The sequence below is a fragment of the Halorussus lipolyticus genome, from assembly GCF_029338375.1.
Classification (GTDB): Archaea; Halobacteriota; Halobacteria; order Halobacteriales; family Haladaptataceae; genus Halorussus; species Halorussus lipolyticus.
The window spans coordinates 524,637-543,866 of record NZ_CP119804.1 but is presented as its reverse complement, the minus strand read 5'-3'; the positions used below and the strand labels follow the sequence as shown (position 1 = coordinate 543,866).

The following is a 19,230-nucleotide window of genomic DNA, read 5'->3' as shown; positions in this document are numbered from 1 at the left end:
TTGAGGGAGTTTCTCAGGGATAGCGTCAGGATTGAGAACTGTTCTCATTCGTACTCGTAGCGATAGAGACCTGTCAGGAACAGACAGATAGGGGGAGACCTACGGCTACTCGGGACGTAGCGACCGAAAGAAAACGGTAGTTCGGAGCTTACTCGTGGTTGCCGACCGTCTTCTCGTACTGGTCCGCGACGTGGTCCCAATCGACGACCTCGAAGAAGTTCTCTACGAAGTCGCCGCGGTCCGGTCCGTAGTCGTAGTAGTACGAGTGCTCCCAGACGTCGAGCGCCAGAATGGGATGGGCACCCCAGAGCGCACCTTGGTCGTGCTTGTCCACGGCGAGGTTGCGCAGTTGCTTGGCGACGGGGTCGTAGACCAGAAGCGCCCAGCCACCCGCGGCGCTCGCGGCGGCCTCGAACTCGCCCTTCCAGCCCTCGTAGGAACCGAAGTCCTCCTCGATGCGGTCAAGGAGGTCGCCCTCAGGCTCGCCGCCGCCGTTGGGGTCCATGTTCTCCCAGAAGAGCGTGTGCAGGTAGTGACCCGAGCCGTTGTGGGTCACGTCGCCGAGCGCGCCCGCAGTGCCGCCGAAGTCACCGCTCTCGCGGTTCTCCGCCAGCGTCTCCTCGGCGCTGTCGAGACCGTTCACGTAGCCCTGATGGTGGGTGTCGTGATGCCACGTCAGCACCTGTTCGCTGATGTGGGGTTCGAGTGCGTCGTAGTCGTACGGAAGCGGTGGCAGTTCGGGGTTAGATTGCTCGGACATAATTGAACCTCCACCCTATATGTGTCACTTCTCGGTCTTAAACCTTGAGTAGTCGTTTGGTAACACGTGGCTTTCGAGAAGCGTATCGACGCTTTTCGGGACTCTCTGACGGTTTCGGCGGCCCGGTGGTGAAACTCTTTAAAGTAATAAATTTTATATTTCTGCGAGCGCGGCGCTGGCCGCGGACGCTCGCCGACGTTTTCGGCGTTCTCGCTGCCCCCGACTCAGTGCGACCCGGTGTGTTTCGGAATCGCGTCGGCCTGCTTGGCTTGCTGGTAGCGTGCTTCTACGTCGTCCCAGTTCACCACGTCCCAGAAGTTGTTCACGTACTCCCCGCGGTTGTTCTCGTACTGGAGGTAGTAGGCGTGTTCCCACACGTCACAGACCAGCAGGGGCGTCGCTCCCTGCGGGTGCTGATTCTGGTGGTTCTCGGCCGCCGCGACCATCGGCTTGTCGGCGATGTGGTCGTAGACCAGCATGCCCCATCCGGAGCCTTCGACGCCCTTCGAGGCCTCCGAGAAGTCGTCTTTGAACTGGTCGTAGCCGCCGAAGTGGTCGTCGAGCGCGTCGGCCAACTCGCCGCCGGGTTCCCCGCCGCCATCGGGGTGCATGTTCTGCCAGAAGACGGTGTGGTTGACATGCCCCGAGAGGTTGAACGCGAGACTCCGCTTGACCGACCGCACGTCGCCCCAGTCGCCCGACCCGCGCATCTCCTCTAACTTGTCGAGGGCGGCGTTCGCGCCGTCTACGTACCCTTGGTGGTGTTTGTCGTGGTGAAGCTCCATGATTCGCTGGTCGATGGCCGGTTCCAGCGCGTCGTAATCGTACGGTAGTTCCGGTAGTTCGTAAGTAGCCATTTGTCTCCCCCGTCTCTCGGGGCAACGGCCACGGGGTTAAACTTTAAGCGAGTAGTCGAATCCGCGATATGCGGGTTGTCGGACACTCGGAGAGTCGGGGGTGCGAACGCTCACAGCGCGCACTCTCGGGGGTCCCCGGAACGCGCGAGGAACCCCAGCAGGAGCGCGATACCACCGACCCGGAGGAGGTCGCCGTGGAAGGGAAGCGCCGCCATCGCCCCGGCGAACCCGAGGAGGCCGAGGAGTCCGGCCCCGCAACTCGCGCACCCCGAGGCCACCAGTCCCGGAAGCACGCCCACCAAATCGGAGGCGCTGGAGACACCCATCGTCCGAACCTGTCCGGCGGTGTTGACGACTGCGACGCCGGTGAGACCGGCGTAGACGACTATCATTCCGAGACCGGTCGCGCCGTTGGTCGCGTAGGTGTTCTGCGTCAGCAGAATCAGGGTCTCGTCGAACCAGTGAAGGCCCGCCCCGAGCATCTGCACCGACATCTGGGGGAAAGTCGAGAGGATGAGCAGGACGTAGGTCACGACACCGATTGCGCCGACGGCGAGCGCGCGCCGACTCGACTCGAACGGGTAGGCCAGCGCCCCCCGGAGTTGCCCGCCGAATCGCGCGGCCGATTCAGTCACGGTCATGCGTCTTCGACTTTCTCGATGGCGGTCTCGAATCGGTCGTAGGGCTGTGCGCCGACGATTTTGCCCGCCTTGTCGGAGTCGGAGTTGTAGAGGACGAACGCGGGGGTGGCCGTGATGCCACTCTGTTGGGCCGCTTTCACGTCGTCCTCGACGGCCGACTCGGCCCACGAGCGGTCGGATTGCAGGCAAGACTGGACCGAATCGGCATCGACGCCCCCGACGTTTCTCGTGATGTCGAGCAGGTTGTCCGTCTTCGCCCACCCCGAGTTCGGTTTCTCTTGGGCGTCGAAGACCGCGGTGTGCCAGTCGAGGTACGCGCCGGGGTCGCTCTCTCGGACCTGTCGCCAGACGCACTTGGCCATCCGGGCGGCGGGCCGCGACGCCTCGCCGATGTTGGGCAGTTCGAGGAAAGTGAACCGAACTTTCTCGTCGGTGACGTCGTTCTCGACCAGTTTCGGGAGGGTGTTCTGCTCGAATCGCTTGCAGAACGGACACTGGAAGTCGGTCCAGTAGTAAACGTCCACGGGGGCGTCGCTCGGCCCCATCACGGGATTTCCACTCAGGTCGATGCCGAATCCGGTCTCGCCGTCGGCAGGGTGCATCGCCGAGTCGCCCATCGCGGACTCCGACCCGGCCGTCGTCGGGTTCGAGTCGGTCGGGGATTCTGACCCCGTGATGGACGAACAGCCAGCGAGTCCGGAGAGGGCGGCGGTCGTTCCCGCGAGGAGGGCGCGTCGAGTCGTCTGCTTCGTCATCGTTACTCTTGTATGAAATTGGAAGACCTAAACATTATTCGGCGGTTCCAGTTCGAACGTCCGGCCTCCCCGTCGCAAACAGCGGTCGGTTCCACCGCGGGCGTAAGTCGTTTTGAGCTACTGCCCCTCTGTCTGTCCGTGACACTCGAAGACTCCGACGCGCCCGATTTCACGCTCGAAAGCACCTCCGGCAGTGAGGTAACGCTTTCAGACACGCTCGAATCCGGTCCTACCATCATCCTCGTCAACCGAGGACACTGGTGTAGCTTCTGCGCCGAACAGTTGGCGACGTTCAGCAGAGTCTACGAGGACCTCCATTTCAACGAGGGCGTGAGCGTCCTCCCGGTCGTGACCAGCGAGACCCCGAAATTGGTCGAGATGCGCGACCGATTCGACTACGACTTCCAACTCCTCGCCGACCCCGACGGCGAAGTCGCCGACCAGTACAGCGGCACCGAGGAGACCAGCCACGGCGTCACGGGCATCGCGGGCACCTACGTCGTGGACACCGACGGGCAGGTCCGGTACGAGCAGGTCGCCGACGACCTGACCGACCGCACCTACGGCAACTGGGTCCGGTACTTCGTCCGCAACGACTTCGAGGACCCCTTCGGCGAGTAGCGCCCCTGTAGAAACAAATGCAATTCTTTTACTTTCCTAGAGGAGTCTCTAACAATCATATAGTTATTTGTCCGATGCGAGTAGCTTTTCCCGCCGTCGGCCCCTACTGAACCCATGGACGACGTTTCGACCTATCGCGTACTCGCCACTCCCGCTGTCGGACGGCTTCGACTGCTCGACCGCGACACCTACGAACCCATCGTCACCGCCGACGAGGGCCACGACGCCGCCGTCGAGGAGGTCCGGCCGGGCTACCTCGTGGACGCCGACCTCGATTGGTCCACCTCTGAGCCGACTGTCGAATCGCTCTCGGTGCGCAGACCGACGCTCTACGCCTTCGCCGACGAGGCCGAACCGGTCTTCGACGTGGCCCAAGAAACGTGGTCCGAGGCCCGCCTCGCGGGCGACTCGATGAACAGCCGCGTCACCCGCAACACCGACAACGAGGTCAACGGCGTCCTCTACGTCTTCGGCGAGGACGGCACCACCTTCGAGTCCTTCCGGGACGGCGAGCGCCCGGTCGAACCGCTGGTTGACCGGGTGAACGAGCAAGAGGGCGAGGCTCCTCGGGAGGTGTTCGTCCTCCGACCGGCGAGCAAGGAGTTCGTCATCGTCACGATAACGCTCCGGAAGAGCGGCCAGTTCGCCGATACGCTTCGGGAGACCTACGAGCGTCCTCGGCCCTCGGAACCGCTGGAATAGTCGGTCTCGTAGTCGCTATCCCGTGGTGGGTTTCTGGGTCCTGTGACAGAATCGTCAGACGACTACGACGGGTTCCTCTCCTAGTTTCAATCCCGATGTGGGTTTTCTGGGTCCTGTGACCCAGCGCGGTATCCTGCCGACCTCTACCCGTCGCCATGGTTTCAATCCCGATGTGGGTTTTCTGGGTCCTGTGACGAATGTGCCACTCGCGCTGGGCCAATCGATATGCGAGTTTCAATCCCGATGTGGGTTTTCTGGGTCCTGTGACGAGACGTTCCCCAGCATGTGGAACTCGCCGTGTTCGTTTCAATCCCGATGTGGGTTTTCTGGGTCCTGTGACAGCGTCCTCGTCACCGGCGAAGTCGGCGAACAAGAGTTTCAATCCCGATGTGGGTTTTCTGGGTCCTGTGACCTCCACCTCCGCAACACCAGCGTCGCCGTCGAGCGGTTTCAATCCCGATGTGGGTTTTCTGGGTCCTGTGACGAGGATGTTGTCGGCCAACTCGACCAGCGTCGTGTCGTTTCAATCCCGATGTGGGTTTTCTGGGTCCTGTGACGGCAGGTGCCATGATCCGGGTCCGGTTCGGGAGCAGTTTCAATCCCGATGTGGGTTTTCTGGGTCCTGTGACTCGTGGGCGGACACGCCTACCTCGCCTACACAGCGTTTCAATCCCGATGTGGGTTTTCTGGGTCCTGTGACCTCGTGCATGAACACGTCGAGATGGGGGAACAGGTTTCAATCCCGATGTGGGTTTTCTGGGTCCTGTGACAAGGCGACGCGCGTCGCCGAACAGCACGAGTTGACCGGTTTCAATCCCGATGTGGGTTTTCTGGGTCCTGTGACTATCGGAGTCGTGTAGCGGGACCTACGACTCGTTTCGTTTCAATCCCGATGTGGGTTTTCTGGGTCCTGTGACATGGTGGTGCTTCAAACACGTACAGACAGGTGAATCTGTTTCAATCCCGATGTGGGTTTTCTGGGTCCTGTGACGGACTACGCGAGTTACGAGACGAAGCCGACCACGCAGTAGTTTCAATCCCGATGTGGGTTTTCTGGGTCCTGTGACAGGGGGTGAAAATCAGCCCACAGCCAAAATAAAGCTTTCTCCTGCGCTCGCTCGACGCCCGAACTTCGTGGACCGGGGCTGTACAGAGACTTTAAAAAGGTCCACGAAGACCGAGTATCGAGACTCCTCGGAGACGCTCAGGTAGCCACTCAGTCGTCGCCTCTCGCTCGCTCGAACATCGAGATGGCCTCGTCTCTGCGTTCGCTGTGGTCCACGATTGGCGCGGGGTAGTCCGGCGCGATTCGCTCGCGCTCCTCGGGGGCGAGTTCGTGCCACCCGTGAACGTCCTCGGGGTAGGCGTCGGCGAGTTCCGGCACGTACTCTTTGATGAACTCGCAGTCCGAGTCGTATCGTTCGCCCTGCGTCATCGGGTTGAAGATGCGGAAGTAGGGCTGGGCGTCGGTGCCGGTCGAGGCCGCCCACTGCCAGCCTCCGGTGTCGTTGGCGGTGTCGTGGTCCACCAGTTTTTCGCGGAACCAGTCGTAGCCCTCGCGCCAGTCCAGCAGGAGGTCCTTCGTCAGGAAGGAGGCCACGACCATCCGGAGGCGGTTGTGCATGTAGGCTTCTTCCCGGAGTTGGCGCATCGCGGCGTCCACGATGGGGTAGCCGGTTCGGCCCTCTTTCCACGCTTGCAGGGCCTCGGGGTCGTCGCGCCAGTCGATGTCGTTCTCGTAGGACTTGTAGTTACGAGTCACCACGTCGGGTCGGGCCGAGAGGACGTGGGCGTAGAACTCCCGCCACGCGAGTTGGCTCTGGTACTCCCGGACCGACGCGGCCTCGGTGCCCTCCTCGTCGTAATCGCTCGGGTCGCCCTCGGCGCGCTCCGCGGCCTCCTCGGTGGCCTGCCAGACCTCCCGGATGCCGATGGTCCCGTACTTCAGGTGGGGCGAGAGCCGAGAGGTTCCTCCTCTGGCGGGGTAGTCGCGGTCCTCGGCGTACCGGAAGATGGCGTCCTCGCAGAAGTCCCGGAGACGACGCCGGGCCTCGTCGGTCCCTGCCGGGGGAATCTCGGCCTCGGGGTCCTCGAATTCGAGGTCCGCGAGCGTCGGAATCTCGCCGCGGTCGTCTACCGCGGCCACCGTGCCTTCGTCGGGCGCGTCGAAGGGGTCGTCTTTCTCCCGGTCGCGCCACTTCTTCCAAAAGTAGGTGAACACCGAGTAGTGTTCGCCCTTGTTGGTCCGAATCGACCCCGGTTCGTGACAGAGGGCGTCGTGGTAGGCCGCCCGCGAAACCCCGGCGTCGTCCAGCGCGAGTCGGACCTCGCTGTCGCGCTCCGCCGCGAGACCGGAGTAGTCGCGGTTCCAGTAGATGGCGTCGGCCTCCTGCTCGTCGGCGATTCGGGGTAGCTCCTCGCGGGGGTCGCCGCGAACGACTAGCAGGTCGCCGCCCAACTCGCGGTACTCCTCGCGGAGCGATTCGAGCGCGCCGAGGAGAAAGGCCACTCGCGGCGACCCGGCGTGGTCCAGAACGCCGGGGTCGAGGACGAACACGGGGAGGACCGCGCCGTTCTCAGCGGCCTCGGCGAGCGCCCGGTTGTCCGAGACCCGGAGGTCCCGGCGGTGCCAGTGGATGTTCATGCGAGAGTCGTAGGACTGGCGGACCGTCAAACGAGGGGGTCCGAAGGAGGTTCGGAAAAGTCTTAGAAATAGTTTCTAAGAGCATGTACTTATGTCTAAAATTTGTTCTGGACTTGCTTCATCACCACCGACGCCGCGACGCCGACCGCAAACGCGACCCCGACGTTCGTCGCCGCGCCCAGCACGCCGACGCCGACCGTCAGGCCGAGCGCGTCGGTATCGAGACTTGCCCGGCCCAACTCGACCGCGACCAGCACGAGGACCACCCCGAGCGCCGCCATCGGAAACGCCGCGACCACCTCCGCCGCGGCGAGCGCCGCTGTCGCGTAGAGACCGCCCAGAATCAGATTCGCGCCCGCCGTCTCCGCGCCGAAGGCGTGCTTGCCCGCCACGCCGCCGCTCCCGTGACACATCGGGAACGCACCCAGCGGGACCGCCAGTAGGTTCATCGCACCCATGCTGGTCGCCAACTCGTCGGGCGAGGCCTCGGCGTCGAACAGGTCCGAGAGGAGCAGGGAGGTCGCCACCGCGGCGTTGCCCACGGTCATCGCCAACTGCGCCCCGGTCGCCGAGAGCGCGTCCGGCGTCAGCGCGAACCCCGAGACGCGCCGAATCCCGCCGAACGCCGGGAGCGCGACAGTCGGTGCGCCGACTTCGCCGACCGCAATCAGCGTCCCGAACGCCAACACGACCAGCGCGCTCGCTCTCCGGTATCCCAGCGCGACGACCGCTCCGCCGACCGCCCCGGCCGCGAGCGCCGTCTTCGGTGCGCCCGCGCCGAGTTCGAGGCCGGTCTGTGCGAGGAGCAACGCGACGGCCAACTGCACCCCGCGAATCACCCCGGCGTCGATGCGCTCGGCCAGCGCCCCGAGTACCCCCGTCGCTCCGCAGGCCAGCAACACCGCCCCGGCCAGCGTCCCGGCAACCGCGAGTTCGCCCACCGACAGCGACCCGGCGACCACCAGCGCCGCGAGCGCCTTCATCGGTTCGACCGAAATCGGCGCGCCGTATCGCAGGCCCCAGACCACCTGAAACGTACCGAACCAGAGCAGAAGCACCGGAAGCCGAAGTTCGGTCAGCGCCGACACCGCGACCACCACCGGCAGGACCGTCACCGAGTCGCCGACTGCACCGGTCACGTCACCCGTCGAGAGCGTCGTCGCTCGCTCCGAGAGGCTCCGGACCGGGAACTCCATAGTCAAGACCGAAGGCCGTAACCTCCTTGAGTTTACTGGGAAACCCGAAACGGCCGGAAATGCGGAATTCGTAACTGGTATCGGTTACGGACCCACTCTCCGGCGTTCGATAAACCGTCTCGGGGAGTCACCCCAGTTCAACCCATCCTTATCAGGTATCGGCCTGTAGGGAGATGCGATGCGAACTGCTACCACGCGACAACGGAGGTCCCGATGACCGACCACCTCGACCGGTTCTCCGTGGCGGACCGGACCGCCATCGTCACGGGCGCGAGTTCCGGCATCGGCCGCGCCATCGCCGAGGAGTTCGCGGCAGACGGCGCAAACGTCGTGGTCTGCTCCCGAGAACAGGAGAACGTGGACCCGGTGGCCGACGAGATAGAGGCAAGCGACCGGGACGGAAGCGCCCTCGCCGTGGAGTGCGACGTGACCGACCGCGAAGCAGTCGAGGCGCTCGTGGAGGCCACCGTCTCCGAGTTCGGCAGTCTCGACGTGCTGGTCAACAACGCCGGGGCCTCGTTCATGGCCAACTTCGACGACATCAGTCCCAACGGTTGGCAGAAGATTCTGAACATCAATCTCGGCGGGACCTACAACTGCACGCAGGCCGCCGCGGAGCATCTCAAATCCGGCGAGGACGACGAGACCGGCGGAAGCGTCGTCAACGTCGCCAGCGTGGCGGGCCAGCAGGGCGCGCCCTACATGAGCCACTACGGCGCGGCCAAGGCCGGGGTCGTCAACCTCACCCGGACGCTGGCCTACGAGTGGGCCGGGGATGGCGTGCGAGTCAACTGCATCGCGCCGGGGTTCGTCGCCACGCCGGGCCTCGCCAGCCAGATGGGCCTCTCGGCCGACGAGGTGGACCGCGAGGAGGTCGAGCGCCGGGTCGGCACCAGCGACGAGATAGCCGACGTGGCCCGATTCCTCGCCAGCGACGCCTCGTCGTTCGTCGTTGGTGAGACGATTGCCGTCGCGGGAGTGCCCGACGTGCTGGAGTCGCCCGACGTTTGACGCCGACCGAAACGCAGTTTACTGGAAAGCCAGTCTGACGTGGCCGAGGAACGGAATCTTGACCTCGGCGGTCCCGCGAATCCACGAGGGCCGGACCGGGCGACTGATGCCGGTCACTTGGTCGTAGTACCGGTTGTTGTCGCCCAGCGTGACGAACCCGGCGTTCGGTGCCGGGCAGTTGGCTATCTCGGTGCAACTGTCGCCGGGGAGGTACCTCGGGTTCGCCTTGTCGTACCAGTTCTCCGAATCGTTGACCCAGAACCTCGCGCGGTGGATGACGGGCGTCCGCCCCTTCGCGCCGTCCCGCCGGAAGATGATTACGTCGCCGTAGTCGCCCGATTTCCGGAACTCCTCGGACTTCCCGACTCGGTAGGTGACGACCCCCGTCTCGGCGGTGTCGAACTCGGGCGCGAGTCGATGCTCCTCCATCACGAACACCAAATCGCCCCGCTCCATGTGGGGTTCCATGCTCGGACTCTCGACTGCGACCATCGGCGGCCAGATTCCGCTCGCACCGAACAGCACGAGGCCGACGAGGACGACGACGAGCGCGCTACTCGCCGTCTCGCGGAGGAACTCGATGGCGGTGTGGTCAGTCCGGCGAAGCCACGTGACCCATTCTCGCAACCCTTCGGGAGGTGCGTCGTCGCTCATCGACTCGGTAGTGGCCCGGCGCTCTAATCAAGCTTCTGTCGTTTTCGGCCAAACTTCGCGCCGAATAAACCGCGTTTCCGGGGTCGGGCGTTGGCAGGGAACTATGGTCCGGGCGTGCATCGGTACAGCCATGACAGACCGCACCATCCACCTGCCGGTCGCCGCGAGACCGAGCATCGCGGACATCGTTTCGCTCGCACAGCAGGCCGAAAATCGGGGCTACCGCCGGGCGTGGCTCCCGGAGACGTGGGGGCGAGACGCCCCGACCGTCCTCTCGGCCATCGCCGAGCGCACCGACGAAATCGGCATCGGACCGTCGATTCTTAACGTCTACTCTCGGTCGCCCGCCCTGATGGGCCAGACCGCCGCGACTCTGCAGGAACTCTCGGAGGGCCGCCTCCGGGTCGGTCTCGGTCCCTCGGGTCCCGCCGTCATCGAGGGCTGGCACGGCCAGAGCTTCGAGCGACCCCTGCGTCGGACCCGCGAGTACGTCGAAATCGTCCGGCAGGTGCTGTCGGGCGAGACCGTCAACTACGCTGGCGACATCTTCACCGTCGGCGGATTCCGCCTGCGGTCGGACCCGCCCGAGGAGACCGTCCCCATCGACGCGGCAGGGATGGGTCCCAAGTCGGTCGAGTTGGCCGGGCGCTTCGCCGACGGGTGGCACGCCCTGATGTTGACCCCCGACGGGGTTCGGGACCGCCTCGAGGACCTCCGGCGCGGGGCCGAGTTGGGCGACCGAAATCCCGACGACGTGCAAGTCACGCTCTCGCTGACCTGCGCCGTCTCCGAGGACGGCCAGCGCGCCAGAGACCTCGCCCGCCAGCATCTGGCCTTCTACGTCGGCGCGATGGGGACCTTCTACCGCGAGGCCCTCTCCCGGCAGGGCTACGCCGACACCGCCGAGGAGGTCGCCACGGCGTGGGGTAGCGGCGACCAAGACGCCGCGCTCGCGGCCATCGACGACGAACTCCTGAAGGACCTCGGCGCGGTCGGGACCCCCGAGGAGGCCCGCGCCGACCTCGAAAAGTTCGAGGAAATCGAGGGCGTGGACCGCGTGGCGGTCTCGTTCCCCCGCGGTGCCGAACAGGACGAACTCGAAGCCACTATCGACGCGCTGGCACCTGACGCCTGATTTTCTCGGGGTTTCAGCCGGGCGGCGGCCCCGGCCGCCGCCCGGCGTTCGCTCGGTGGACCAAACCGCCAGCGAACGCCCGGTGGACCAACTGCCAGCGAGCGCCCGGTGAACCAACTGGCGGGTGGGATGAAGGGGCCGTCCGGTCGCGGTCACGCGAACGAAGTGAGTGTGACCTTGGAAGACGCGGTTTGTCTTCCAGCGTGCAGTTTAGTCGCTCCGTGACCCCTATCTGAGGTCGGGCGTTGCGGAGAGACCGAAGATATGTCACGGAGCGGCCGCGACCGGGCGGGGGCTTCAAGAAGCGTTCACGACCGTCGTTTTGCGGTTCGCGCTACTCACTTCGCTCTAAGACTACTTAAAGTGTCTTTAAGCCATATACTAAAATATAAGACAAACAAATATATTTCTAAATCTGTAACAACCCCGGTATCCACCCAAGACCTATCCAGTCCGAGGTCGCAGACGAAACCCATGTCCGACCCATCTGAACCTCCCGAAATGCCCGAAATCCGCGTGGACCACATCGGCATCGCCGTCCACGAGGTCGCCGACGCCGAACCGCTGTTGGACCTCCTCGGGGCCGAAAAACTGGTCCACGAGGAGGACCCCACCAACTCGTTCCGGTGGGCGTACTACCTCCTCGGAGATGCGTCGAGAGTCGAACTCCTCGAACCCGTTGCCGACGACTCCTCGTTCCTCACCGACTTCCTCGCCGAGAACGGGCCGGGGATGCATCACGTCACCCTCGAAGTCGCCGACATGGACGCCGCGATTAGTGCGCTCGAAGCCGAGGACATCCGCGTGGTGGACCGGACCGACTACGACGAGTGGGCCGAGGCGTTCGTCTCGCCGCGGAATCCGACCGGGGTTCTCTGGCAGTTGATGGAGTACCACGAGTCGTTCTCTGACGGGCGGCCAGCGCCCGAACGGCTCTACATCGGCGGAGAGCGGTTGTCGGAATAGTGGTGTGATCGACCGCGATGACCGTGGTCTCATCAGTGAACCGCGACGACGCGATGACTGTGATGAACGCTTTTTGAAGCCCGCGACCGGACGGCCCCTTCATCCCACCCCTGTCGGCTGGTTCACCGCGCGCTCGCTGGCGGTCGGTCGGCCGGGCGTCTGGTGGTGGTTTGCTCTACCGAGCGCACCCACCGCGGACCGGTTGGTCTGCTTTCGCGTCTCAAGAGTATCGTCCTCGTCGGGTCGCGGAAAAACTGACCACGGCATGAGAGTTTATCCCCCTTCGGCTTGAAGACGAGGCCATGCAGAGAGTCGAAGTCACGGAGTTCGGCGACAGTAGCGTGCTAGAAGTCACAGACGCGGAGAAACCCGACCCCGGACCGGGCCAAGTCCGAATCGAGGTCGAGGCCACGGGGGTCAACTTCGCTGACATCATGCAACGCCGAGGACACTACGTCGGCGGCCCGGAACCGACCTACGTCCCCGGCATGGAGGCCGCGGGCACCATCGACGCTGTGGGCGAGGGCGTAGACCGCGAGGAGGGCCAACGCGTCGTGGCCATGACCGGCCAGAACGCCTACGCCGAGTACGTCCTCGCGGACGCCGACTCGCTGTTCGAGGTCCCCGAGTCGATGTCGTTCGCCGAGGCCGCCGGGTTCCCGGTCCAGTTCCTGACCGCCCACGCCGTCCTCCACGAGTGGGGCGAACTGGAAGCAGGCGAGCGCGTCCTCGTCCACGCCGCGGCGGGCGGGGTCGGCACCGCGGCAGTCCAACTGGCGAGCGCGGCGGACGCCGAGGTGTTCGGCACCGCCAGCACCGACGCGAAACTCGACCTCGCCGAGCGACTCGGGTGCGACCACCCCATCAACTACGAGGACGAGGACTTCCGCGAAATCATCGAGGACGAAACCGGCGGCGAGGGCGTCGATTTGGTCCTCGACGGCGTGGGCGGCGAGACGTTCGCCCGGAGCCTCGACGCCCTCTCGCACTTCGGGCGCGTGGTGGCCTACGGCGCGGCCAGCGGCGAACCCGGCCAAGTCGAGACCACGCGACTCCTGTTCGAGAACAAGTCGGTCATCGGGTTCCACCTCGGCAACGCGCTCCAGCGCGACCCCCAGCGCGTCCTCGCGTCGGTGCCCGAACTACAGGAGATGCTGGTCGCCGGCGACTTGGAAGTCGTCGTGGGCGAGACCTTCGCGCTGGAAGACGCCGCCGAGGCCCACGAGGCCATCGAGAACCGCGAGACGACCGGGAAGGTCGTGCTGGAACCCTGAAATCGGTCTGTCGCTGTCTCTGCTGGTCAGAAGACGAGGACCGTCCTGTCGCTCTCGACGCGGACTCGGTGCGGTCCGTACTCGAACGCGACGGTGCCCCCGGAGACGCGCGGCGTGCCATCGGACTGTGGCGCGAAGATGCTATCGAGCGCGTCGGGGTCCACCGCCGAGTAGAGCGGCCGTAACTCGGTCGCGCTCGTCCCCGACGCCGAACTGACTGCGGCCACGACTGCGTTGGTAATCGACTCGCCGTCATTCACGTCGTAGGTCACGACGGGATTCTCTGCGTCCTGCTCGTTAGCCAGTTGGCTCTCGTCGGCATTCATGCTTCCACCGAACCAGACATTGGCCCTTACCTCGTCCTTCCTAAAGGTCCCGTGTGGTAGCACTACCACCGTTTTATGTCCCGGTTCCGTGGCCACTCGCCGGGCGTCGGCGTCCGGCGGTTTCGGTGTTCACTCGTCGTGGACCATCGTGTTCGCCAGTAGGTTCCGGTGGCCGCGGCGGAGGCGCGCCGAAAGAGCGTTTCGGGAGATGCCGAGTTCGTCGGCCAGTTCGGTCAGACTCACGTCTCGCGGCACGTCGAAGTACCCGGCGTCGTAGGCCGCGAGGAGGGCCTCGCGCTGGTCGTCGGTCACGTCGTACTCGCCGACCTCTTGGGGATTTTCGGGCTGATACACCCGTTCGAGTTGAAAGGAGAAATCGCGCTCGACGCAGTAGTCGTGAAACCCCGAGAGGTCGTCGCGGCCCGGAAAGAGGACCTTCAAGTCCCAGAATTTCCCGTCGTCGCTGACGGCTTCGAGGATGGTCGCTTTCGCGTCGGAGATGGCGGCCATCAGAGTCTCTACGTCGGCCTGCCACGTCACGCGATAGAATCGCTCGTCGCCATCCTGCTCCTCCAGCGTGAGAATGTCCTGCACCGTGTCGTCGTCCCGAAGCGCGTCCTCGAAACGATTGAGGTGGTCGCCGGACGCCCAGAAGTAGGGGGTGACGTGTTCGGTGTCGGCGACGACCCGCTTGATTTCGATGCGCATCTCGGGGACGCTTTGCAGGGTCTCGGACAGAACGAACTCGCTCGCCGGAACCGTCAACTCGGCTAAGACACTCATATGACTCTACTCGGGAGAGGAGACCCGCCCGTAAACTGCCTGCGGTAAATCTCGGCCGGGTCCCCTCTAAAACCGAATCTGTTGGCCTCAGTCGGGGAACTCGCTCACGTCGATTGCTCCCCGCCGACCGTCTAACACGCCGAACTCCTCGCCGCGGCGGACCTCTAGCCACCGAAGCAGTCGCTCTGCCCACTCCAATTTCCGGGCCTTCATCGGGTCCACGTCGGGGTCCTCGAAGTCCCACCCGACGAAGACGAGGGTCCTCGCGCCGAGGTGGTCCGCGAGAAAGGCCGCCCTGTCGCCGTCCGTGAACCCGCCGAAGTTCCGGACGTGGCCGACCGGTCGGGCCTGCGTGGTCGGCAGGACGTTCGCCCGGTCGAACCGCGGAATCCATTTGCAGACCATATTAATATTGTCCCCGTGCGCGTGAGACGCGACCGGCGTGTCCTCCTCGGTCAGTTCGCGGGCAGTAGCGGGGTTCTTGTCCAAGTCCGTCACCATGCAATCGACGCCGACGCTTGCCTGCCGGAGTTCGTCTACTGCGGTCGAGGCCGCGAACACGGCGTCGGCGTCCCTCGCTCGGTCGAGTTGGACCGGACGGTCGGGGTGGTCCGGGTCGGTCAGCGAGGGACCAGCGCCCGCGATAGCAACGACTTCGCCCGACACGTCGAGGCGAGTCAGGTCGAACTCGGAAGCCGCGGCTATCGGGCGCGTCAGGTCGGCGAGTTCGTCGCGGGCCTCCTCGTCGGCCTCCCGGCCGAAGCCGAAATCGTCCAGAATCTGTTCGTAGACGGGTCTCCACGTTTCGTAGTTCATGTCAGAACCGTTCGAGCCGGAAGTGCGCGAGCAAGTACCCCTACCCGCGAGCGCCCTTCCGGCTTCCCATGCCCGATTTCTTCCTCTCCCGGCATAAGTTTTCTCTTACTGGTCCGAGCGAACGACCGCATCGAGCGCCGCGTCGAGGTCCTGTGTGCTTTCGGAGACTTCGCTGACGCGCGAGCGCAGGTCGGCCAGTACAGCGGGCGAACCGCCGAGGAGGACGCCCGCCGGACCGCCAGCGACGAGCGCGCCGACCTCGCTCGCAGACGAGTCGAGGACATCGCGTTCGCTGTCTCCGAGGCCGGAGAGTTCGAAGACGCGGGCCGCGGCCTCGTCGGCGCGGGCGGGGTCGGCACCGATGCGTTCGAGGTGGCGAGCGACCTCTCGGGAGTTGGTCGCGTCTAGCTCCTCGACGGCGATACCGTCTCGGCCCCGACCGTCACTGCCGCCGCAGTCCGCTCGAATCCGATTGCGGGCGAACTCTGCGCCGATTTTGGCGGCGTCGGCGGTCTCGGCCACGTCGTGGGTCCGGACGACGTGGGCACCGCGCTCGACCGCCATCGAAGTCGCCGCCAGCGAGACCGGCAGGGCCTCCTCAGTACTCCTGTCGGCGAGGTCCCGCAGGAAGTTCTTCCGGTTGATGGAGACCAGAATGGGACACCCGAGGCCCCGGAACTCCCGGAGTCGCCGGAAAGTCTCTCGGTCGTCCTCGAGGGTCTTGGCCTCCGACCACCCGCCGAACGCGGGGTCCACGATGGTCTTGTCGGTCAGGCCCTCGCGTTTGAGCGCGTCGTAGATGTCGTCTGGCTTCTCGATTGCGCCGGGGCGTTCGAGGTCCGGCGGACTCGCCATCTTGACCACCGCGGCGTCGTGATTTCGGCACACGTCGGGCATCCGGGGGTCGGCGAACCCGCAGATGTCGTTCACCATGTCGAAGCCACGCGAGAGGGCCTCGTCCGCGACTTCGGCGTATCTGGTCTCGATGGAGAAGACCGCATCGCCCGAGACGCTCTCGATGGTCTCGATAGCCGTGTCGAGGCGTTCGAGTTCCTCGTCGGCCGAGAGGACCTCGAATCGCTTGTTGGCCGATTCCAGCCCCACGTCCACGATGTCCGCGCCCTCGCCGATGAGTTCGGAATCGACGTACTCGGCGGCCTCGGCCGGGTCGTCGTAGACGCTCGGGTCGTAGGGCGACTCCTCGCTGACGTTCAACACGCCCATTATCCGCGGCGGGTAGTCGTCGCCGATGCCCATGCCCCCAGCGGTGACGTTCTGCATATCGGGTAGGCGGCACGGGAGGCTTAAAAAGAGGGCTGTTCCGGAATCTTTCGTCGCCTCCGAATCGGGGACGGAGAACGCGCTCTTTTTCACCTCCGAGCGCCAACTTCCCGAGCAAATGGGCAAAGTCAACATCGGGCTTCGCGGCTGGCGGTTCGACGAGGACGAGGTGTTCACCGACGACGACAACTTTCGGCCGGTGGACCAGATGCCGGACGACACCCGCAAGCGCCTCGTCCGACTCCAAGCACTCGTCGGGTCGCCCTGCGACGCCTGCTGGCTGGTTCACGGCGACGAGAACCTCCCAGACTGCAACGTCGCCGAGGTCGTCTACGGCGAACCCCTCTCCGAGGTGGTCCTCTGTCGGGAACACGAACCCGACTTCCTCTACTGGTTCGGCGAGGCCGGCGGAAGCCAGTTCAAGGGCGAGGAGCGCCTCCAAGACGAGTTCCACGAGTGGTTCTTGGACGGCGGCCGCGCGCCGGAAGGCTACGGCGGCATCGAACACGTCGAGACCGACCCCGACGACATCCCGGAACCGCCGGAGCCGGACCAAGAGGCCCTGAACGTCGAACTCCCCGAGGAGGAACAGGAGCGAATCAATCTCCGCGACATGGACCTCGACGACGACGACGAGGACGAGAGCGAACCCCTCGAACCCGGCGACGAGTTGGACGACGACCTCGACTTGGATCAGGACTACCCCTCATGAAACCGCCGGCCGTCGCCGTCGTGGAACCGAAGACGCCCGGTAACGTCGGGACCATCGCCCGAGCGATGAAGAACTTCGGGATGGACGACCTCAAACTCGTGAATCCGCCGGAGTTCGGCAGAGACAGCGAGGCTTACGGGTTCGCCGGGCAGGCCCGCGAGGACGTACTGCCGAACTACGACGAGGTGACCTTCGACCACCTCGTGGAGAACTACCACACCGTTGGCCTGACCGCGACGACCAACGAGGACGCCCGGAAGCACCGCCGGTTCCCCTTCGAGACGGTGGACGAGTTGGCCGACGACCTCGGCGAGGTGGAGGCCGATACCTGCCTGATTTTCGGCAGGGAGGACAACGGCCTGACCAACGACGAGATAGCCCGCGTGGACCAAATCTGTTCGATTCCCGCCAGCGACGAGTACTCGTCGCTGAATCTGGGGCAGGCCGCGACCGTCACGCTCTACGAACTCCGAGACCTGACCCTCGACGGGACTCACCTCCCCGACGTGGAGCGCGAGCGCGCCGACGAGGCCGAAATCGAGGGGTTCTACGACCACTTCGCCGAGTTTCTGGACGCCATCGACCACCCCGCCGAGAAGCGCGACAAGACGGTTCGCCTCGCCCGACGGCTCCTCGGGCGCGCCCACCCGACCGGTCGAGAGGTCCAGACGCTCCGGGGCATCCTCCGGCGCGCGATGTACCACGCCGAGGACGACCCACAGCGCGAAGGAAAGTAGAACCGCGGAGACGCCACGCCGAGTAACGAGGGCTTTCGCCCGAACGGTTTTCCGCGTCGGGAGAGATACGTTTTGGAGAACGCGCTGACAGAGGTGAGATTGTGCTACGAACGCCCAACCGGCGATTTCGGCGGGCGAGTTCCAGTGCGCACACAGATAGTCAAATCTTTTATCGAACTGGCGTCTAGCTACCTACGAGTATGTTTGCCTCCCTCCCGCTCGGTACGCAATTCACCCTCCTCGTCGCCGTCCCGAGCATCGCCGCCATGCTCGTGGGCAAGCGACTTTTCCTCCCCGACCAGCGGTTCCGGACCCTGCTGGTGGAGTTTTTGAAGACCGACTGGAAGTACCTCGGGGTCGCGTGGGTCGTCACCGAAATCGTGAACAAACTCGCGCTCAACTTCCACGTCGCCCGGACGTTCACCGGCGCGATTTACGCCGTCGAGGGCGCGACCGTCGCGGTGTTTCAGGCGTTCGTCGCCACGCCGCTGACGGTACTTGCGACCGGGGTCTACCTCGTCGGGTTCCCCTTCATCGTGCTGTTCACCTACTTCAAACTGAAGGCCCACGACGAGGAGGAGGCCCATCGCTACGCGCTGGCCTACATCATCGTGGTGGTCTGTGCGGTGCCGTTCTTCCTCCTGTTCCCGGTAAAAGTATCGTCGCTGTACCTCTCGACGGTCGAACCGTTGATGTACGAACTCACGCCAGCCATCCAGCACGGCATCTACAGCACCGACACGCTGGTCAAGGCCTTCCCGAGTCTCCACACTGGCCTGTCGGTGCTGGCGGCGCTCTACGCCCGGAAGGCAGATACTCGGTACGCTCACACCGCCGCGATTCTGGCGGTCGCCATCGTCTTTTCGACGCTCTATCTGGGCGTCCACTGGGTGACCGACGCCGCGTTCGCCATCCTGTTGGTCTACGTGGCCTATCGACTCTCCCAGCGCGTCAGCGACCCCCGGTGGTCGGCGGTTTCACAGGAGTTCCTGTCGGGGGTCCAGAAGTACGCGTGGCCCTGACGGGGGTCGGTCAGTGCCCGCCCGAGGACAGATGCAGACCGACGATACCGACCACGATGACGCCGATGAACGCGACCCGCGTTAGCGAGGCCGGTTCGTCGAACAGGAAGATGCCCAACGTCGCGGTGCCGACAGCGCCGATGCCAGTCCAGACCGCGTAGGCCGTGCCGACCGGGAGGTCCTCGACGGCGATAGCCAGCAGGCCCATGCTGACGACGAGCGCCACGACGGTCCCCGCGGTGGGAATCGGTTTTGAGAGGCCGTCGGAGTATTCCAGACCGATAGCCCACCCGATTTCGAACACGCCGGCGAGGAGCAGGACGTACCACGACATCTG

Annotated in this window: 22 protein-coding genes and 1 CRISPR repeat array; of the genes, 9 read left to right on the top strand and 13 right to left on the bottom strand. The window is 64.8% G+C overall.

Translation table 11 applies throughout. From position 1 onward, the window contains the following. Positions 1-148: 148 nt before the first annotated feature. The 4 genes from sod to P2T57_RS02860 all read right to left on the bottom strand — a co-directional run bounded on the left by sod (position 149) and on the right by P2T57_RS02860 (position 3,013). The gene (sod, locus tag P2T57_RS02875) at positions 149-760 is read right to left on the bottom strand and encodes a superoxide dismutase (protein WP_276300972.1); all 612 of its coding nucleotides are present in this window, start codon (positions 758-760) and stop codon (positions 149-151) included. Positions 761-984: 224 nt separating this feature from the next. After that, positions 985-1,617: a superoxide dismutase gene (locus P2T57_RS02870; RefSeq protein WP_276300971.1), complete on the bottom strand. Its 633-nt coding sequence runs from the start codon at positions 1,615-1,617 to the stop codon at positions 985-987. Positions 1,618-1,727: 110 nt separating this feature from the next. Continuing rightward, positions 1,728-2,258 carry a hypothetical protein gene (locus tag P2T57_RS02865; RefSeq protein WP_276300970.1) on the bottom strand — a complete coding sequence of 177 codons (531 nt, stop codon included), beginning with the start codon at positions 2,256-2,258 and terminating at the stop codon, positions 1,728-1,730. Next, positions 2,255-3,013, bottom strand: a complete 759-nt coding sequence (locus P2T57_RS02860; RefSeq protein WP_276300969.1) for a DsbA family protein — start codon at positions 3,011-3,013, stop codon at positions 2,255-2,257. Before P2T57_RS02860 ends, P2T57_RS02865 begins: the two co-directional genes overlap by 4 nt. Positions 3,014-3,151: 138 nt before the next feature. Here P2T57_RS02860 and P2T57_RS02855 point away from each other — a divergent pair, with 138 nt between their 5' ends. Beyond that, positions 3,152-3,634 (top strand): peroxiredoxin family protein, encoded by a 483-nt coding sequence (locus P2T57_RS02855; RefSeq protein ID WP_276300968.1) that lies wholly within the window; start codon positions 3,152-3,154, stop codon positions 3,632-3,634. Between the two features lie 114 nt (positions 3,635-3,748). Then, complete coding sequence (locus P2T57_RS02850) at positions 3,749-4,336, top strand: DUF6663 family protein (protein WP_276300967.1); 588 nt, start codon at positions 3,749-3,751, stop codon at positions 4,334-4,336. Between the two features lie 83 nt (positions 4,337-4,419). Further along, a CRISPR array of direct repeats spans positions 4,420-5,403; the repeat unit is 37 nt; unit sequence GTTTCAATCCCGATGTGGGTTTTCTGGGTCCTGTGAC. Positions 5,404-5,552: 149 nt separating this feature from the next. On the opposite strand, the gene P2T57_RS02845 is transcribed toward P2T57_RS02850, so the two are convergent. Then, entirely contained in the window at positions 5,553-6,980 is a 1,428-nt protein-coding gene (locus tag P2T57_RS02845) for a cryptochrome/photolyase family protein (RefSeq protein ID WP_276302071.1), read from the bottom strand. Between the two features lie 95 nt (positions 6,981-7,075). After that, positions 7,076-8,176 carry a putative sulfate/molybdate transporter gene (locus tag P2T57_RS02840; protein WP_276300966.1) on the bottom strand — a complete coding sequence of 367 codons (1,101 nt, stop codon included), beginning with the start codon at positions 8,174-8,176 and terminating at the stop codon, positions 7,076-7,078. Between the two features lie 213 nt (positions 8,177-8,389). On the opposite strand from P2T57_RS02840, the gene P2T57_RS02835 reads away from it, so the two are divergent. Next, entirely contained in the window at positions 8,390-9,187 is a 798-nt protein-coding gene (locus P2T57_RS02835) for an SDR family NAD(P)-dependent oxidoreductase (RefSeq protein ID WP_276300965.1), read from the top strand. Positions 9,188-9,205: 18 nt separating this feature from the next. On the opposite strand, the gene P2T57_RS02830 is transcribed toward P2T57_RS02835, so the two are convergent. Next, positions 9,206-9,841 (bottom strand): S26 family signal peptidase, encoded by a 636-nt coding sequence (locus P2T57_RS02830; RefSeq protein WP_276300963.1) that lies wholly within the window; start codon positions 9,839-9,841, stop codon positions 9,206-9,208. A 130-nt stretch (positions 9,842-9,971) separates the two neighbouring features. Between P2T57_RS02830 and P2T57_RS02825 the strand changes: the two genes are divergently transcribed. Together P2T57_RS02825 and P2T57_RS02820 are read left to right on the top strand one after the other, a co-directional pair. After that, positions 9,972-10,976, top strand: a complete 1,005-nt coding sequence (locus P2T57_RS02825; RefSeq protein WP_276300962.1) for a TIGR04024 family LLM class F420-dependent oxidoreductase — start codon at positions 9,972-9,974, stop codon at positions 10,974-10,976. A gap of 474 nt (positions 10,977-11,450) precedes the next feature. After that, complete coding sequence (locus P2T57_RS02820; RefSeq protein ID WP_276300961.1) at positions 11,451-11,942, top strand: VOC family protein; 492 nt, start codon at positions 11,451-11,453, stop codon at positions 11,940-11,942. A 99-nt stretch (positions 11,943-12,041) separates the two neighbouring features. On the opposite strand, the gene P2T57_RS02815 is transcribed toward P2T57_RS02820, so the two are convergent. Then, positions 12,042-12,209: a hypothetical protein gene (locus P2T57_RS02815; RefSeq protein ID WP_276300960.1), complete on the bottom strand. Its 168-nt coding sequence runs from the start codon at positions 12,207-12,209 to the stop codon at positions 12,042-12,044. Between the two features lie 35 nt (positions 12,210-12,244). On the opposite strand from P2T57_RS02815, the gene P2T57_RS02810 reads away from it, so the two are divergent. Then, entirely contained in the window at positions 12,245-13,216 is a 972-nt protein-coding gene (locus P2T57_RS02810; protein ID WP_276300959.1) for a quinone oxidoreductase family protein, read from the top strand. Positions 13,217-13,242: 26 nt separating this feature from the next. On the opposite strand, the gene P2T57_RS02805 is transcribed toward P2T57_RS02810, so the two are convergent. From P2T57_RS02805 to folP, 4 genes are all read right to left on the bottom strand, one after another. Then, on the bottom strand, positions 13,243-13,542 hold the full coding sequence (locus P2T57_RS02805) for a DdfA family disk-determining factor (protein WP_276300958.1): 300 nt from the start codon (positions 13,540-13,542) through the stop codon (positions 13,243-13,245). A 129-nt stretch (positions 13,543-13,671) separates the two neighbouring features. Beyond that, positions 13,672-14,325, bottom strand: a complete 654-nt coding sequence (locus tag P2T57_RS02800) for a helix-turn-helix domain-containing protein (RefSeq protein WP_276300957.1) — start codon at positions 14,323-14,325, stop codon at positions 13,672-13,674. Between the two features lie 87 nt (positions 14,326-14,412). Then, the gene (locus P2T57_RS02795; RefSeq protein ID WP_276300956.1) at positions 14,413-15,141 is read right to left on the bottom strand and encodes a 6-hydroxymethylpterin diphosphokinase MptE-like protein; all 729 of its coding nucleotides are present in this window, start codon (positions 15,139-15,141) and stop codon (positions 14,413-14,415) included. Positions 15,142-15,246: 105 nt separating this feature from the next. Then, complete coding sequence (gene folP / locus P2T57_RS02790; RefSeq protein ID WP_276300955.1) at positions 15,247-16,422, bottom strand: dihydropteroate synthase; 1,176 nt, start codon at positions 16,420-16,422, stop codon at positions 15,247-15,249. 118 nt (positions 16,423-16,540) lie between these two features. On the opposite strand from folP, the gene P2T57_RS02785 reads away from it, so the two are divergent. The 3 genes from P2T57_RS02785 to P2T57_RS02775 all read left to right on the top strand — a co-directional run bounded on the left by P2T57_RS02785 (position 16,541) and on the right by P2T57_RS02775 (position 18,893). Further along, positions 16,541-17,134 carry a DUF8114 family protein gene (locus P2T57_RS02785; RefSeq protein ID WP_276300954.1) on the top strand — a complete coding sequence of 198 codons (594 nt, stop codon included), beginning with the start codon at positions 16,541-16,543 and terminating at the stop codon, positions 17,132-17,134. Next, entirely contained in the window at positions 17,131-17,871 is a 741-nt protein-coding gene (locus P2T57_RS02780; RefSeq protein WP_276300953.1) for an RNA methyltransferase, read from the top strand. Before P2T57_RS02785 ends, P2T57_RS02780 begins: the two co-directional genes overlap by 4 nt. Before the next feature lie 200 nt (positions 17,872-18,071). Then, complete coding sequence (locus P2T57_RS02775; protein ID WP_276300952.1) at positions 18,072-18,893, top strand: phosphatase PAP2 family protein; 822 nt, start codon at positions 18,072-18,074, stop codon at positions 18,891-18,893. A 10-nt stretch (positions 18,894-18,903) separates the two neighbouring features. Here the strand turns inward: P2T57_RS02775 and sugE are convergent, their stop codons facing one another. Continuing rightward, positions 18,904-19,227 carry a quaternary ammonium compound efflux SMR transporter SugE gene (gene sugE / locus P2T57_RS02770; RefSeq protein ID WP_276300951.1) on the bottom strand — a complete coding sequence of 108 codons (324 nt, stop codon included), beginning with the start codon at positions 19,225-19,227 and terminating at the stop codon, positions 18,904-18,906. Positions 19,228-19,230 lie beyond the last annotated feature (3 nt).